General features: G+C 69.1%; 9 protein-coding genes and 3 rRNA genes. 5 read left to right on the top strand and 7 right to left on the bottom strand.

The genetic code is table 11. The features are described 5' to 3' along the window. Window positions 1-3: 3 nt before the first annotated feature. Window positions 4-858, bottom strand: coding sequence for an ABC transporter permease (locus tag JOE63_RS18675; protein ID WP_087469874.1), 855 nt, complete (start codon window positions 856-858; stop codon window positions 4-6). Then, window positions 855-1,943 carry an ATP-binding cassette domain-containing protein gene (locus tag JOE63_RS18670; RefSeq protein WP_087469873.1) on the bottom strand — a complete coding sequence of 363 codons (1,089 nt, stop codon included), beginning with the start codon at window positions 1,941-1,943 and terminating at the stop codon, window positions 855-857. Before JOE63_RS18670 ends, JOE63_RS18675 begins: the two co-directional genes overlap by 4 nt. A 94-nt stretch (window positions 1,944-2,037) precedes the next feature. Here JOE63_RS18670 and JOE63_RS18665 point away from each other — a divergent pair, with 94 nt between their 5' ends. The 4 genes from JOE63_RS18665 (at window position 2,038) to rrf (ending at window position 9,008) form a co-directional block, all read left to right on the top strand. Continuing rightward, complete coding sequence (locus JOE63_RS18665) at window positions 2,038-3,132, top strand: helix-turn-helix transcriptional regulator (protein WP_204542990.1); 1,095 nt, start codon at window positions 2,038-2,040, stop codon at window positions 3,130-3,132. 534 nt (window positions 3,133-3,666) lie between these two features. Beyond that, window positions 3,667-5,188: ribosomal RNA gene (locus tag JOE63_RS18660) — 16S ribosomal RNA — on the top strand. A 503-nt stretch (window positions 5,189-5,691) separates the two neighbouring features. Continuing rightward, window positions 5,692-8,797 (top strand): 23S ribosomal RNA (locus JOE63_RS18655). 94 nt (window positions 8,798-8,891) lie between these two features. Further along, a 5S ribosomal RNA gene (gene rrf, locus JOE63_RS18650) occupies window positions 8,892-9,008 on the top strand. Together the 16S, 23S and 5S rRNA genes form the textbook arrangement of a ribosomal RNA operon. A 149-nt stretch (window positions 9,009-9,157) precedes the next feature. On the opposite strand, the gene JOE63_RS18645 is transcribed toward rrf, so the two are convergent. From JOE63_RS18645 to JOE63_RS18625, 5 genes are all read right to left on the bottom strand, one after another. After that, the gene (locus JOE63_RS18645; protein WP_204542988.1) at window positions 9,158-10,129 is read right to left on the bottom strand and encodes an alpha/beta hydrolase; all 972 of its coding nucleotides are present in this window, start codon (window positions 10,127-10,129) and stop codon (window positions 9,158-9,160) included. Then, entirely contained in the window at window positions 10,126-11,085 is a 960-nt protein-coding gene (locus tag JOE63_RS18640; RefSeq protein WP_204542986.1) for a zinc-binding dehydrogenase, read from the bottom strand. Before JOE63_RS18640 ends, JOE63_RS18645 begins: the two co-directional genes overlap by 4 nt. A 77-nt stretch (window positions 11,086-11,162) precedes the next feature. Further along, window positions 11,163-11,873 carry a maleylpyruvate isomerase N-terminal domain-containing protein gene (locus JOE63_RS18635; RefSeq protein ID WP_204542984.1) on the bottom strand — a complete coding sequence of 237 codons (711 nt, stop codon included), beginning with the start codon at window positions 11,871-11,873 and terminating at the stop codon, window positions 11,163-11,165. A 61-nt stretch (window positions 11,874-11,934) separates the two neighbouring features. Next, entirely contained in the window at window positions 11,935-13,251 is a 1,317-nt protein-coding gene (gene metX / locus JOE63_RS18630) for a homoserine O-acetyltransferase MetX (RefSeq protein ID WP_087469868.1), read from the bottom strand. A gap of 44 nt (window positions 13,252-13,295) precedes the next feature. Next, the gene (locus tag JOE63_RS18625) at window positions 13,296-14,633 is read right to left on the bottom strand and encodes a bifunctional o-acetylhomoserine/o-acetylserine sulfhydrylase (protein WP_204542982.1); all 1,338 of its coding nucleotides are present in this window, start codon (window positions 14,631-14,633) and stop codon (window positions 13,296-13,298) included. Between the two features lie 376 nt (window positions 14,634-15,009). Here JOE63_RS18625 and JOE63_RS18620 point away from each other — a divergent pair, with 376 nt between their 5' ends. Then, complete coding sequence (locus JOE63_RS18620) at window positions 15,010-16,431, top strand: C40 family peptidase (protein ID WP_204542980.1); 1,422 nt, start codon at window positions 15,010-15,012, stop codon at window positions 16,429-16,431. Window positions 16,432-16,499: the final 68 nt, after the last annotated feature.

The following is a 16,499-nucleotide window of genomic DNA, read 5'->3' as shown; positions in this document are numbered from 1 at the left end:
TGCTCAGTCGGTGGTGCGCACCATGGTGCGGATCCCGACGGCGAGGCCGACGGCGGCCGTCACGACGGCGGCGACCCAGCCCCACGCGACGGCGGAGGCGGTGAGGTCGCCGGCGAACAGCGCGCGCTCGGCGTCGACGACGTACCGGAGCGGGTTGACGTCGGACGCGACCTGCATCCAGCGGGGCCCGGTCTCGAGCGGCAGGAGCATGCCGGACAGGATCATGAGCGGGAAGATCAGGGTCTGCTGCACGACCCAGAACATCCAGTCCTGCTTGCGCACCGCGAGCGCGAGCGCGTAGCTGAGCGACCCGATCCCGACGCCGAACACGGCGAGCAGCGCGAGCCCGACGACGGCGCCGGCCGGGTGGAGCTCGAACCCGAACGGGAGCATGACGAGCACGACCACGACCGACTGCGCGACGATCGGGACCATCTCCTTGAGGGCGCGGCCCACGAGCAGCGAGGCCCGTGAGAGCGGGGCGACGAGCATGCGCTCGTGCGCGCCCGTCTGGAGCTCGACGAGCAGGTTCGCGCCGGTCGTGGTGGTCCCGAAGAGCGTGGTCATCACGAGGATGGACGGGACGAACCACTGCCAGACGTTGCCGCCCAGGACCTCCTGCCCGGTCGTCGTGCCGCCGAGCGACCCGACGAGCAGGGGACCGAACAGCGCGAGGAAGACGATCGGCTGGACGAGCCCGAACATCACGGAGAACGGGTCGTGCAGCACGGGCCGCAGCTCGCGGACGAGCACGATCCCGGTGTCGCGCGCGAAGGCGGCGAGCCCGCGGCGAGCGCGGGGACGGGCGGGAGCCGGGTGCGGGGCGACGGTGGTGGGGGCGATGTCGACGGTGCTCATGCTGCGGTCCTCTCGGTGGGGCGGGTGCCCTCGGCGGGGGCGTCGGTCGGGGTCGCGGCGCCGGCCTCGCGCAGGCTGCGCCCGGTGAGCGCGAGGAAGACGTCGTCGAGCGTGGGCCGGTGCACCTGCGCGGTCTCGACGGCGATGCCGTCCGCGTCGGCGGCGCGCAGCAGGCGGGGGAGGTAGGCGTCGCCGCGCTCGGCGCGCACCTCGAGCGTGGGCGCGGCGTCGTGCCCGACGGCGGGGGCGCCGTCGGGCGTGCGGGTCGCCTCGCGGAAGCCCTCGACGCGGCGGGCGAGCGCGACGAGCCGTGCTGCGTCGTCGTGCGCCGGACCCTGCGGGGGCGCCAGCGTGACGACGACGCGGTCCCCGGCGAGGTCGGCCTTGAGGTTCTCCGCGGTGTCGTCGGCGATGACCTGGCCGTGGTCGACGACGACAACGCGCTCGGCCATGGTGTCGGCCTCGTCGAGGTAGTGCGTCGTGAGGACGATCGTCATGGGCTCGCCCGTGGCCGCGAGCGAGTCCTCGCGCATGCGCAGCACGTGGTCCCACAGGTTCGCCCGGTTGTGCGGGTCGAGCCCGGTCGACGGCTCGTCGAGGAACAGCAGCGACGGCGCGTGCACGAGGCCCATCGCGACGTCGAGCCGGCGACGCTGCCCGCCGGAGAGGTCGGACACCTTGCGCGCGCCGTAGGACCCGAGCTCGAGGGAGTCGAGGAGCTCGTCGGCGCGGCGTCGCGCGGTGCGCCGGTCGAGGCCGTGGATGCGGCCCTGGCTGGTGAGCTCGTCGACGGCGCGCTGCGCGTGCCCGGCGCCGTTGCCCTGCCCGACGTAGCCGATGCGGTGCCGGACGGCGTCGGGCTCCGCGACGACGTCGTGCCCCGCGACCGTGGCGGTGCCCGACGTGGGGCGGATGAGCGTGGTGAGCATGCGGAGCGTGGTCGTCTTGCCGGCCCCGTTGGGGCCGAGGACGGCGACGAGCTCGCCGGGTGCGACGTCGAGGTCGATGCCGCGCACGGCGTGCACCGTGGCGCTCGCGTCGCGCCCGACGGGGAAGTCCTTGGTCAGTGCTCTGGTGCGGATCACGGTGGCTCCTCCTGGGTGTGCTTCGTGCGTCAGAACCCACGGTGTCAGGGGTAGAGGACAGGTCCAGTCCTCTACCCCGTGCGAGGCTGGGGACATGCTCGAGACCTCAGGACGACTGCTCCGGCTGCTCTCGCTGCTCCAGGCGCGCCGGGACTGGCCGGGGCCCGCGCTCGCCGAGCGGCTCGACGTGAGCCCGCGCACCGTGCGGCGCGACGTCGACCGGTTGCGCGAGCTGGGCTACCCGGTCCGCGCGACGAAGGGGCCTGACGGCGGGTACCGGCTCGACGCCGGAGCGGACGTCCCACCGCTCCTCTTCGACGACGAGCAGGCGGTCGCGGTCGCGATCGCCCTGCGCACGGGCTCGCTCCCGGGCGTGGAGGACGCCGCGGCGCGCGCGCTCGCGACGATCCGTCAGGTCATGCCCGCGCGCCTGCGCACGCGCATCGACGCCCTGGAGGTCACGGCGGTCCCGGGGCGGCGGGAGCGGTCGCTGCCGGCCGTGCGGCCCGACGTGCTCGTGGCCGTGGGGACCGCCGCCAGCGAACGGCGTGTGCTCCGGTTCGACTACGACGGCGGGACGGGCGAGGTGCTCCGGGCGCCGGGGAGCGGGGCCGGGGAGGGCTTCCGCGCGCCGCGTCGTGTGGAGCCGCACCACGTCGTCACGTGGGGCGGGCGGTGGTACCTCGTCGCGTGGGACCTCGACCGGGACGACTGGAGAACGTTCCGGATCGACCGGATGGCACCGCGCGAGGGTGTCGGAGCACGGTTCGAGCGTCGGGCGCTGCCCGCCCCGGACGTGGCGACCTTCATCGCCGAGAGGTTCACGCAGCCCGTGCTGCCCGTCCGGGGGACGGTCGAGCTCGAGCTGGACGCCGCCGTCGTGGCGGCATGGGCTGGATCGGGCGCACTCGTGGAGGCCGTCGGAGAGGGGCGGTGCCGTCTGACCGCGGGGTCCTGGTCGTGGGGCGGGCTCGCCGGGTGGTTCGGCATCTTCGACGCCCCGTTCACCGTCGTCGGACCGGATGACCTGCGGGCCGCGGTGGCGCGTCTCGCAGCGCGGGCGACGGCAGCGGCCGCGCCCGCTGCGGCAGACCGGCCGCCGCAGCGCAGGGCGCCGGGCGAGGGGATGCGCGCGCCGCGGAGGGACGCCGCGAAGGGGAGTGGTCCGGGTCACGACGGCGCGAGTTGACCTCCTGCCTCCGGACCCCGTAATGTTCTCGAGGTCGCCCGGCAGGGAGGAACAGACACCACGGCACAGCTCCTCGGAGCAGATGCGAAGTGGCTGGTCCCCCGGGTGAAACTCCCACCAGATTCTCGGAGCACAGTGCTGCGCCGCGAGTAAGGTGAGGGTGTCTGGATCAGGTACATTTCTGAACGGAAATCCGGTTTTCACCGGTCCGGGACGAACGGCCGGGTCTGGTAGGATTCAGAACGAAGGAAACGCCCCGCGCAAGGGCCTCGGGAACGAGGTCGGAGGCGGTGTGTGTCGGTTGTTTGAGAACTCAACAGTGTGCTTGTTAGTCAATGCCAATTATTTGTCCCTGTGGCATGGCTGATCGTTCCTGCCCGTCGGGTGGGGTGGTTGGTTGTGTCTGGGATTCCTTTGGTTGATTTCGGAAGATGATGTCATCTTTCGTGTTGATGCCAGTTTTGTGAACCCTGTTGGGGTTCGCTTCGTATGGATTGTTCACTGCTGGGTTTGCCTGGTGGTGGGCGTTGTTCATTTACGGAGAGTTTGATCCTGGCTCAGGACGAACGCTGGCGGCGTGCTTAACACATGCAAGTCGAACGATGAAGCCCAGCTTGCTGGGTGGATTAGTGGCGAACGGGTGAGTAACACGTGAGTAACCTGCCCTTGACTTCGGGATAACTCCGGGAAACCGGGGCTAATACCGGATATGAGCCGCCTTCGCATGGGGGTGGTTGGAAAGTTTTTCGGTCAGGGATGGGCTCGCGGCCTATCAGCTTGTTGGTGGGGTGATGGCCTACCAAGGCGACGACGGGTAGCCGGCCTGAGAGGGCGACCGGCCACACTGGGACTGAGACACGGCCCAGACTCCTACGGGAGGCAGCAGTGGGGAATATTGCACAATGGGCGCAAGCCTGATGCAGCGACGCCGCGTGAGGGATGAAGGCCTTCGGGTTGTAAACCTCTTTCAGCAGGGAAGAAGCGCAAGTGACGGTACCTGCAGAAGAAGCGCCGGCTAACTACGTGCCAGCAGCCGCGGTAATACGTAGGGCGCAAGCGTTGTCCGGAATTATTGGGCGTAAAGAGCTCGTAGGCGGTTTGTCGCGTCTGGTGTGAAAACTCGAGGCTCAACCTCGAGCTTGCATCGGGTACGGGCAGACTAGAGTGCGGTAGGGGAGACTGGAATTCCTGGTGTAGCGGTGGAATGCGCAGATATCAGGAGGAACACCGATGGCGAAGGCAGGTCTCTGGGCCGCAACTGACGCTGAGGAGCGAAAGCATGGGGAGCGAACAGGATTAGATACCCTGGTAGTCCATGCCGTAAACGTTGGGCACTAGGTGTGGGGCTCATTCCACGAGTTCCGTGCCGCAGCAAACGCATTAAGTGCCCCGCCTGGGGAGTACGGCCGCAAGGCTAAAACTCAAAGGAATTGACGGGGGCCCGCACAAGCGGCGGAGCATGCGGATTAATTCGATGCAACGCGAAGAACCTTACCAAGGCTTGACATGCACGGGAAGCCACCAGAGATGGTGGTCTCTTTGGACACTCGTGCACAGGTGGTGCATGGTTGTCGTCAGCTCGTGTCGTGAGATGTTGGGTTAAGTCCCGCAACGAGCGCAACCCTCGTCCCATGTTGCCAGCGGGTTATGCCGGGGACTCATGGGAGACTGCCGGGGTCAACTCGGAGGAAGGTGGGGATGACGTCAAATCATCATGCCCCTTATGTCTTGGGCTTCACGCATGCTACAATGGCCGGTACAAAGGGCTGCGATACCGTAAGGTGGAGCGAATCCCAAAAAGCCGGTCTCAGTTCGGATTGGGGTCTGCAACTCGACCCCATGAAGTCGGAGTCGCTAGTAATCGCAGATCAGCAACGCTGCGGTGAATACGTTCCCGGGCCTTGTACACACCGCCCGTCAAGTCACGAAAGTCGGTAACACCCGAAGCCCATGGCCCAACCGTTCGCGGGGGGAGTGGTCGAAGGTGGGACTGGCGATTGGGACTAAGTCGTAACAAGGTAGCCGTACCGGAAGGTGCGGCTGGATCACCTCCTTTCTAAGGAGCTACCAACCCTCGCCTGGCCGGCTTCGCTGGTGGGTGGGTGGTTCAGGTGCCACGCCATCGCCGTACGTGTGGTGGGTGGTTGCTCATGGGTGGAACATTGACGAAAGAGCGTCCTGGTCTTCGCTGGTGTCAGTACCCGCCGGCCCGCCAGGCTCTGGTCGTCCCTTCGGGGTGGTCGGGGTCGGGTGTGGTGGTGGTGGAACATCGCTGGTGAGGGGTGGGGGGCTTGTCGAGCACACTGTTGGGTCCTCAGGTCACCGGCCACCGGTTGGTGGGGTGCCTGGTACGGGCCGGTCCTCGGGCCACGAACCGCCAGTCTTGTTCCTCTGTGGAGGGGCCAGGGTGGTAGGCGGGTCGGGTGGGGGTCGGGGTCGTTGGTTGTTTGAGAACTGCACAGTGGACGCGAGCATCTTTGTAAAGATCAAGACACACTCGCTGCGCCTTTCGGGGTTGCGTGGGTGTGGTTCTTGGTTCTCTGCAGTTTTGTTGTTTTTGTTGAAGTTTTTAAGGGCACAGGGTGGATGCCTTGGCACTAGGAGCCGAAGAAGGACGTTGTAGCCTGCGATAAGCCTCGGGGAGCTGGCAAACGAGCTGTGATCCGAGGGTTTCCGAATGGGGGAACCCCGCACGAGTCATGTCGTGTGACCCGCACCTGAATATATAGGGTGTGTGGAGGGAACGTCGGGAAGTGAAACATCTCAGTACCGACAGGAAGAGATATTCCGTGAGTAGTGGCGAGCGAAAGCGGATGAGGCCAAACCGGGCGCGTGTTCAAGCTGTCAGGCGTTGCGTGTTCGGGGTTGTGGGACCCTTCTGGTGGATCTGACAGTCCGCCGGGGAGTCAGAAAGTCGTGTCATAGTCGAACCGCATTGAAAGGCGGACCATAGACGGTGCGAGTCCGGTAGACGAAATGGTGCGGCCTCCCGAAGGGGATCCCAAGTAGCACGGGGCCCGAGAAATCTCGTGTGAATCTGGCAAGACCACTTGCTAAGCCTAAATACTACCTAGTGACCGATAGCGGACCAGTACCGTGAGGGAAAGGTGAAAAGTACCCCGGGAGGGGAGTGAAATAGTACCTGAAACCGTGTGCCTACAATCCGTTGGAGCCTCCTTGGCTGGGGTGACAGCGTGCCTTTTGAAGAATGAGCCTGCGAGTTAGTGCTCAGTGGCGAGGTTAACCCGTGTGGGGAAGCCGTAGCGAAAGCGAGTCCGAATAGGGCGCCCATAGTCGCTGGGTCTAGACCCGAAGCGAAGTGATCTAGCCATGGGCAGGTTGAAGCGCGGGTAAGACCGCGTGGAGGACCGAACCCACCAGGGTTGAAAACCTGGGGGATGACCTGTGGTTAGGGGTGAAAGGCCAATCAAACTTCGTGATAGCTGGTTCTCCCCGAAATGCATTTAGGTGCAGCGTCACGTGTTTCTTGCCGGAGGTAGAGCTACTGGATGGCCGATGGGCCCTACAAGGTTACTGACGTCAGCCAAACTCCGAATGCCGGTAAGTGGAAGCGTGGCAGTGAGACTGCGGGGGATAAGCTCCGTAGTCGAGAGGGAAACAGCCCAGACCACCGGCTAAGGCCCCTAAGCGTGTGCTAAGTGGGAAAGGATGTGGAGTTGCACAGACAACCAGGAGGTTGGCTTAGAAGCAGCCACCCTTGAAAGAGTGCGTAATAGCTCACTGGTCAAGTGATTCCGCGCCGACAATGTAGCGGGGCTCAAGTACACCGCCGAAGCCGTGGCATCTGCGCTCAACTCAGGCCTTCGTGGTCCAGAGGCGCAGGTGGGTAGGGGAGCGTCGTGTGGGCAGTGAAGCCGCGGGGGAACCCAGTGGTGGAGCCCACACGAGTGAGAATGCAGGCATGAGTAGCGAAAGACGGGTGAGAAACCCGTCCGCCGAATGACCAAGGGTTCCAGGGCCAGGTTAATCCGCCCTGGGTAAGTCGGGACCTAAGGCGAGGCCGACAGGCGTAGTCGATGGACAAGGAGTTGATATTCTCCTACCGGCGAAGAACCGCCCATACCGAGCCCGGTGATGCTGACCGCCCAAACCTGTCCACCGGCCCTTCGGGGCCACCGGACAGGGGCGCGCGGGACCCAAACCGGTAGTAGGTAAGCGTATTAACAGGGGTGACGCAGGAAGGTAGCCCGGCGTGGCGATGGTAGACCACGTCCAAGGCTGTAGGCCGTCTGGTAGGCAAATCCGCCAGGCATACAGGCTGAGAGCTGACGGTGAGCGCACAAGCGCGAACTGGGTGATCCTATGCTGCCAAGAAAAGCCTCGGCGCGAGGTTCTAGCCGCCCGTACCCCAAACCGACTCAGGTGGTCAGGTAGAGAATACTAAGGCGATCGAGAGAATCGTGGTTAAGGAACTCGGCAAAATGCCCCCGTAACTTCGGGAGAAGGGGGGCCCGAAGCGTGAACACCCTCGCGGTGGGAGCGTGGACGGCCGCAGAGACCAGGGAGAAGCGACTGTTTACTAAAAACACAGGTCCGTGCGAAGTCGCAAGACGATGTATACGGACTGACGCCTGCCCGGTGCTGGAAGGTTAAGAGGACGGGTCAACCCTCGGGTGAAGCTCAGAATTTAAGCCCCAGTAAACGGCGGTGGTAACTATAACCATCCTAAGGTAGCGAAATTCCTTGTCGGGTAAGTTCCGACCTGCACGAATGGCGTAACGACTTCTCCGCTGTCTCAACCGCGAACTCGGCGAAATTGCACTACGAGTAAAGATGCTCGTTACGCGCAGCAGGACGGAAAGACCCCGGGACCTTTACTATAGCTTGGTATTGATGTTCGGTGCGGCTTGTGTAGGATAGGTGGGAGACTGTGAAGCCCGTACGCCAGTGCGGGTGGAGTCAACGTTGAAATACCACTCTGGCCGCTTCGGATGTCTAACCTCGGTCCGTGATCCGGACCAGGGACAGTGCCTGGTGGGTAGTTTAACTGGGGCGGTTGCCTCCTAAAATGTAACGGAGGCGCTCAAAGGTTCCCTCAGCCTGGTTGGCAATCAGGTGTCGAGTGCAAGTGCACAAGGGAGCTTGACTGTGAGACTGACAGGTCGAGCAGGGACGAAAGTCGGAACTAGTGATCCGGCGGTGGCTTGTGGAAGCGCCGTCGCTCAACGGATAAAAGGTACCCCGGGGATAACAGGCTGATCTTGCCCAAGAGTCCATATCGACGGCATGGTTTGGCACCTCGATGTCGGCTCGTCGCATCCTGGGGCTGGAGTAGGTCCCAAGGGTTGGGCTGTTCGCCCATTAAAGCGGTACGCGAGCTGGGTTTAGAACGTCGTGAGACAGTTCGGTCCCTATCCGCTGCGCGCGCAGGAAACTTGAGAAGGGCTGTCCCTAGTACGAGAGGACCGGGACGGACGAACCTCTGGTGTGCCAGTTGTTCCGCCAGGAGCACCGCTGGTTGGCTACGTTCGGAAGGGATAACCGCTGAAAGCATCTAAGCGGGAAGCCTGCTTCAAGATGAGGTTTCCATACCCTACGGGGTGAGAGGCACCCAGCAGAACACTGGGTCGATAGGCCGGACGTGGAAGCGGGGACGAAAGACCCGTGCAGCTGACCGGTACTAATCAGCCGACAACTTCAACACCAACACACTTTGCTACGCGTCCACTGTGCGGTTCCCGAACCACCAACACCACACCCCCTTCCGGGGTGCCCAGTGTTGAGGAGGTTCACAGAGTTACGGCGGTCACAGCGAAGGGGAAACGCCCGGTCCCATACCGAACCCGGAAGCTAAGCCCTTCAGCGCCGATGGTACTGCCCTGGAGACGGGGTGGGAGAGTAGGACGCCGCCGGACAACCCTTCACCGAAGGCCCACCCCACACGGGGTGGGCCTTCGGCATTTCCCCATACCCTCACCCAGACACCTCCTGACGCCGAGGTAGAGCCCTGGTCACGCGAGGGAGAGCCAGGGTTCTTGGGCTGGACGGCGCGTGGTCGTCGACGTCAGGCCCAGCCGTAGGCCGCCGACCAGCGCACGATCTCGGCGAAGAAGCGCGCCCGCGGCTCCGGCGCGGAGAGGGAGAGGTCATGCATCCCGCCAGGGATCCGGACGATGGTGACGACCCGTCCCAGGTGCGCGGCGCGGCGCGCGAGCGGCTCGACGTCGAGCACGATGTCGGCGGAGCGCATGTCCTCGGACCAGCGGGTGCTGAAGAGCGACCTCTCGGCGAGGAGCACGAGCACGGGGCTGTCGACGGCGAGGCCGGCCGCGACGCGGGCGTGGCCCGAGATGATGGCTCGGAGCCAGCCGGCGCGGACGGGGAACGACGGGACGGGTCGCCAGGCGTCGTCGATCACCCAGGAGCCGTCGTCACGGTCGCGTAGCGTCCGCGCGTAGTAACCCGGGTCCACGTTCGGCAGCGGCGCGCGGGGCTGGAAGCGGGCGAGCTGCCGGATCGCGGGTCCGGAGACGGTCCGCGCGACCGACGACCCCTGCAGCTCGAGCCACGGGCTGTTGAGCACCAGGCCGCGCACGACCCCCGGGTGCCGGTGCGCCCAGAGCGCGGCGACGAGGCCTCCGGTGGAGTGACCCATGAGCATGATCGCGACGTGCGCGCCGAGGTCCTCGCGGACGACGTCGAGCGCGGCTGCGATGTCCGGGTCGTAGTCGACGAGATGCTCGACGTACCCGGGTGTCTGGTGCGGCCGGAGGCTGCGCCCGTACTTGCGCAGGTCCAGGGCGTAGAACGCGGCGCCCAGCCCGTGCCAGGTCTCGGCGAGCTCGGTCTGGAAGAAGTAGTCGCTCCAGCCGTGGACGTACAGCACGGCTCGTGCTGGTCGGATCGGTTCCTCGGTGTCGGGGGCGTACCGCACGACGGTGACCACGACGTCGCCCTCGTCGTCGGGCTCCAGCTCGACCGTGCGCTGCTCGTACCCGGCCCCGAGGACGTCCGGTCGCCAGGCGGTCGCCGTCACGGCGTGAGCACCACCTTGCCGAAGTGGTCGCCGTCCGCGAGGCGCGCGAGTCCGTCGCGTGCCTGCGTCAGGGGCAGCACCTGGTCGACGACGGGCCGGACCTTGCTCCGGGCGAGGAACCGCAGCAGCGCGGCGAGGTCGTCGCGCGAGCCCATAGTGACGCCCTGGACGCGGATCTCGTGGAAGAAGACGCGCGAGAGCTCCGCGGGCGACGCGTCGCCGCTGGTCGCCCCGGCGACGACGACGGTCCCGCCCGGACGGACCGACCGCAGCGAGTGTCGCCAGGTCGCCTGGCCGACGGTCTCGACGACGACGTCGACCGGCGCGGGCAGCCGGGTGCCGTGCTCGAAGGTCGCGGCGGCCCCGAGCCGGGCTGCCGCGGCACGCTTGCCGGCGGAGCGGGAGGTCACCCACATCTCGAGCCCGGCGGCCGCGCCGAGGGCGACCGCCGCCGTCGCGACCCCACCGCCCGCGCCCTGGACGAGGACGCGGTCGCCGGGGGCGGCACCGCCGGCGGTGAAGAGCATCCGGTACGCGGTGAGCCAGGCCGTGGGCACGCACGCGGCCTCGACGAAGGTCAGCTCGGGCGGCTTGGGGACGAGGTTGTGGGTCGGGACGGCGACGCGCTCGGCGAGCGTGCCGGGGTAGCGCTCGGAGAGGAGCGACCGCCGTTCGGCCGGCCCGACGCCGTGCCCGTCCGCGCCGACCACCGCGTGCACGACGACCTCGGTGCCGTCCGGCGCGACGCCCGCGGCGTCCGTCCCGAGGATCATGGGGAGCCGGTCGGCAGGCAGCCCGACGCCGCGCAGCGACCAGAGGTCGTGGTGGTTGAGGGACGCGGCGCGCACGTCCACGGTCGTCCAGTGCTCGCGGGCTTCGGGTTCGGGGCGGTCCCCGACGACCAGCCCGGCGAGGGGGTCGTCGGGGTCGAGGTGGTCGGCGTAGGCGGCGAGCATGCCCCCAACCTACGGTCCGGCCCGCGCCGCAACCACGGGAGACTCGCGTGCCGCGCGTCACCCCGCCGGGAGAGCGGTCAGAGGATCGGCAGCATGCGACCGAGGTCCGGGACGGCCTCGGACGTGTGCACGGGCTCCAGGGCGCGCGCGAGATCGTCCACGTCGTAGGGGACGCGGCCGCACGCGAGACGCAGCCAGAGGCGGGCGTCGCGCACCTCGAGCGCCCAGCCACCGCGCGTGACGACGACGCGCAGCAGCTCGGCCGCGACGGCGTCGAGAGCGGCACGGTCCACGGGGTCGGCGTGGACTCCCGGGAACGTGCGGGCGAGGTCGTCGGCGTGCACCACGAGCTCGAGGACGCGCGAGCGCACCATGTCGAGGAGCGTGATCGGTCCGCGTCGCGCCTGCACGACGCGCTCGTCGGCGAGCTCGTCGAGGCGCGCGAGGCCCGCGGCGGCGAACTCCTCGACGTTCCCGAGGCGGTCGGCGGCGATCTGCTCGTCGAGGGCGCGCGTCGCGTGCTCGATCTCCTCCGCGCGCTCCGGGTACGTGCCGAGGTACTCCGCGAGCGTGAGGGGGACGGTTCCGGCCGGCACGGGTCCGCAGAGCGCGAGGGTCTCCATGACGCGGCCGAGGTGGGAGACCAGCTCGCCCACGGTCCACCCGTCGAGCACGCTGGGACGCCCGGCGTCACGGTCGAGCTCGTCACCGAGGTCGCGCAGCCACCGGTCGAGCCGGTCCCACTGGGCGCGCAGGTGCTGGGCTGCCTCGGTCACGTCGCTGTCCATCTCCTCATCGTGCCAGGACGGCGTGGGCACGCCCGCCACGGCACCATCCCGTGGACAGGTCTCAGTCGCGGACGCCGGCGCGTTCCCCGAGGAAGTCCGCGACGATCGGGCCGAGCTGGTCGAACTCGATGAGGAACCCGTCGTGCCCGAAGTCGCTCGTGAGCGTCCGCAGCGGCTCGGCCCCCGGGATCCCGGCCGCGATGCGCGCGCAGTCCGCGGGCAGGAAGAGCCGGTCCGTGTCGACCGCGACGACGAGCGCGTGCGCCGTGACCTGCGCGAGCGCCGCCTCGACGCCGCCGCGGTCCCGCCCCAGGTCGTGCGTGAGCATCGATTCCGTGAGCACGACGTACGAGTTGGCGTCGAAGCGCCGCGCGAGCTTGTCGCCGTGGTGGTCGAGGTACGACTGCACGGCGTAGCGCCCGTCGGTGAAGGGGTCCTCGCCCCCCTGCGGGAGGCGCCCGAACCGGTCGTCGAGCTCGCGCGCGGACCGGTACGTGGCGTGCGCGATCTGCCGGGCGATGCCGAGGCCGACGTGCGGGCCGTCGCCGTCCGCCGCGTCGTAGTAGTCGCCGCCCCGGAAGCCCGGGTCGGCCCGGACGGCCCCGAGCTGGGGGTGCGCCCACGCGATCTGGTCGCCAGTGGTCTGTGCGGTCGTGGCGATCGCGGCGAGGGAGACGACGTCGATCCCCGCCTCGGGGCCGAGGAGGGCCCACTCGAGGACGCGGTGCCCGCCCATCGAGGCGCCGACGACGAACGCCCACGACGCGATGCCGAGGGACCGCGCGAGCTCGATCTCGACCGCGACCTGGTCGCGGGTCGTGACGCGTGGGAAGCGGCTGCCCCAGGGGAGTCCGTCGGGTGCGGTGGACGCCGGGCCCGTGGTGCCCTGGCACCCGCCGAGCACGTTGGGCGCGACGACGAACCAGCGGTCGGTGTCGATCGGCGCGCCGGGGCCGACGAGCGACTCCCACCAGCCCGCGGTGACGTGGCCGTCGCCCGCCGGGCCGCTGACGTGGGAGTCGCCGGTCAGGGCGTGCAGGACGAGGACGGCGTTCGACCCGTCCGGTGCGAGCGTGCCCCACGTCTCGTACGCGACGCGCACGTCGGGCAGGCGGGCGCCGGACTCGAGGTCGAACGTGCCGACGTCGGCGAACCGCCGTCGGCCGGCCGGGTCGCCCTCGCGCCACGCGCCCGTCGCCGGGACCGGAGCCTTCACCCGGGCGCGCGACGGTGCGACGCCGCGCCCCGCCGCGGCGTCCGCGCGGGGGCCGCGGCGGGCGTCGGGGGCGGGGGAGAGGAGGTCGTCGTTCACAGGGCTCACCGTCGGCCACTGTACGGCCGGGGCGCGCAGGGCGCCCCGGCTGTCCAGATCCGTCATCGCTGTCCTCGTCGTGGTTCTGCCGTGCGAGCGGGCGTCGTCGCTCAGGCGCCCAGCGACGACTTGGCAGCCGTGAACCCGAGCTCGAGGTCGGCGAGGATGTCGTCGACGTGCTCGATGCCGACGGAGAGGCGGACGAGGCCGGGCGTGACGCCGGACTGCGCCTGCTCCTCGGGCGTGAGCTGGCTGTGCGTCGTCGACGCGGGGTGGATGACGAGCGAGCGGACGTCGCCGATGTTGGCGACGTTCGAGTGGAGCTGCAGCGCGGAGACGAACGCCTGCCCCGCCTCGCTGCCGCCGTCGAGCTCGAACGCGAGCACCGCACCCGCGCCGCGCGGCAGGTACTTCTGTGCCCGCTCGTGCCACGGGCTCGACGGCAGGCCCGCGTAGTGCACGGTGCGGACGTCGTCGCGGGCCTCGAGCCACTCCGCGACCTTCTGCGCGTTGGCGACGTGGCGCTCGACGCGCAGCGACAGCGTCTCGATGCCCTGCGCGATGAGGAACGCGTTGAACGGCGAGATCGCGGAGCCCAGGTCGCGCAGGAGCTGGACCCGCGCCTTGAGCACGTACGCGAGGTTCGCCCCGAGGATGCCGTCCACGCCGAGGTCGCGGGCGTAGACGAGGCCGTTGTACGACGGGTCGGGCGTGTTGTAGTTCGGGAAACGCTCGGGGTGGGCCGCGTAGTCGAACGTGCCGCCGTCGACGATCACGCCGCCGATCGCCGAGCCGTGCCCGCCCAGGTACTTCGTCGCGGAGTGCACGACGACGTCCGCCCCGTGCTCGAGCGGGCGCAGCAGGTAGGGGGTGGCGACCGTGTTGTCGACGATCAGCGGGACACCCACCTCGTGCGCGACCGCCGCGATGGACTCGATGTCGAGGACGTCGGCCTGCGGGTTGGGGATCGTCTCGCCGAAGAACAGCTTCGTGTTCGGGCGCACCGCGTCGCGCCAGGCCTGCGGGTCGTGCGGGTCGGAGACGAACGTCGTCTCGACGCCGAGCTTGGCGAGCGAGTACTGCAGCAGGTTGTAGGTGCCGCCGTAGAGGCTCGGGGAGGCGACGACGTGGTCGCCCGCCTCGGCGACGTTGAGGATCGCGAACGTCGTCGCGGCCTGCCCGGACGCGAGGAGGAGCGCGCCGACGCCGCCCTCGAGCGACGCGATGCGGTTCTCCACGACCTCCTGGGTCGGGTTGCCGATGCGCGTGTAGATGGGGCCGAGGTCCTTGAGCGCGAAGCGGTCGGCCGCGACCGACGCGTCGGGGAAGACGAACGACGTCGTCTGGTAGATCGGCAGCGCGCGGGCGCCGGTCGTCGGGTCGGCGGTCTGGCCGGCGTGGACCTGGCGCGTCTCGAAGGACCAGGCGGGGGCGTTCTCGGTGCTCATGGTGCTCTCCTGCGGGTGGTGGGGGTGGACGACGGCGCACGGCGCGCCGGGCGGGCGGGTGCCGTGGGGGACGAGAGGGCGGGAGGCCGGCCGTCGACCGCGGCGAGGGGCGCACACGGGACGGGATCGCCACGGCGAGGACGTCGTCGACGACGGCTCGCGGGCAGGCGAACGTGTGCGAGGGTCAGCGACACATTCGACGGGACATGCTCGTGAGGCTAGGCGCGTTCCGCGCCGCCCGACAGGGGCGTCTCGCGATGCGAGACCACATCCTGAGAAGACTGGCGGTGCTCCGATGGCGCATCGCGGACCTTCTGGGCAGACTCGTGCGGGTGCTGTCAACGGGACACGCCGAGCAAGCTGTCGAGGAGGTGCGATGGACGACGTGACGTCGGCGCCTGCTGGCCCGTCGCCGTTCCTCGGAGGAGCGCGGCGTCGGCCGGCCACCCGGCCCCGCCGACTCGCCTCCGCGACCGCGGCGGGCCTGCTCGCGCTCGTGCTCGGTGTCGGTCTCGCACCCTCCGCGTGGTCCGACCCGCCGTCGGACGACGACGTCCGCGCCGCGCGCGAGGCCGCGGACGGCGCGGCCCGGGACGTCGCGACGGTCGAGGGCGAGCTCGCGTCGCTGCGGGACCGGCAGTCCACCGCCGAGGCGGCAGTCGAGACCGCGGCGGAGGAGTACGCGGCCGCGCAGGACGCGCTCGCCGCGGCCGACGCGGAGGTCCGCGACGCGCAGGAGGCGCTCACGACCGCCCGGACGGGCGAGGCGGACGCCCGTGCCGCCGTGGGTGCGCTCTTCCGCGCGTCCCGGCAGGGCTCCACCGACCTCGACGCGCTCCGCGCGGTCCTGGACGCGGACGGCGTGGGCCAGGTCGTCGAGCGGGAGAACGCCGAGCGTGTCGCCGGCCGAACCGCCGGTCGCGCGGTCGACGCACACGCGACGGCGCGCGCCGTGGCCGACACCGCCCGCGCCCGGGCCGACGCGGCGCTCGCGCACCAGGGCGAGGTCGAGGACCGCGCGCGGGACGCGCTCGCCGCCGCCCAGGTCTCGTCCGACGCGCTCGCCGATGCCGTGCAGGAGTCCGCGACCCGCCGCGAGGCGCTCCTCGCCGAGCTCGCCCGCGCGCGGGCCACGAGCGTCGACGTCGAGCGTCAGCGCCAGGACGCCCTCGACGCCCAGGCCGCGAGCGAGCGCGAGACCGCCGCCCGGGCGCGCGTCGAGGCCCCGGCGACGGGGACGCCGTCGGGCACGCCCGCGGCGCCCCCGACGAGCAGCCCCGCACCCGCGAACCCGGCGCCCGACCCTGCACCCGCGCCGCCCCCGGCCCCGGATCCCGCACCTGCACCGAACCCGGCACCCGCACCGACGCCCGCGCCGCCCCCCGACCCGCCGCCGGTCGTCACGCCGCCCCCGGGGACCGGCGTCGGCAGCGCGGCGCAGGGCCAGGCCGCGGTCGCGTGGGCGCGCACCAAGATCGGCGCCCCGTACGTGTTCGGCGGCACCGGGCCGGGCTACGACTGCTCGGGCCTCACGTCGCGCGCCTGGGCCGCTGCGGGCGTCGACATCACGCGGACGTCGCGGTCGCAGTACCAGCGCGTGCAGAAGATCTCCTACGACCAGCTCCGGCCGGGTGACCTCGTCTTCTACGCGAACGACACCTCGAACCCGTCGACCATCCGCCACGTCGCGATGTACACCGGCAACGGCATGATGATCGAGGCTCGCCAGCCCGGCAGCCCCGTGCACGAGGTCGCGATGCGCTGGGCCGACGCCATGCCCTACGCGGGTCGTCCCTGACGAGGAACGATCGGATTGTCTGATCCCGGCGCGTTCCCCTAGATTTCCCTCACCTACACAGAACGGGG

Source organism: Cellulosimicrobium cellulans (assembly GCF_016907755.1).
Classification (GTDB): Bacteria; Actinomycetota; Actinomycetes; order Actinomycetales; family Cellulomonadaceae; genus Cellulosimicrobium; species Cellulosimicrobium cellulans_D.
Note: the sequence above shows the minus strand (reverse complement) of the source record. Positions and strands in the feature narration are given on the sequence as shown.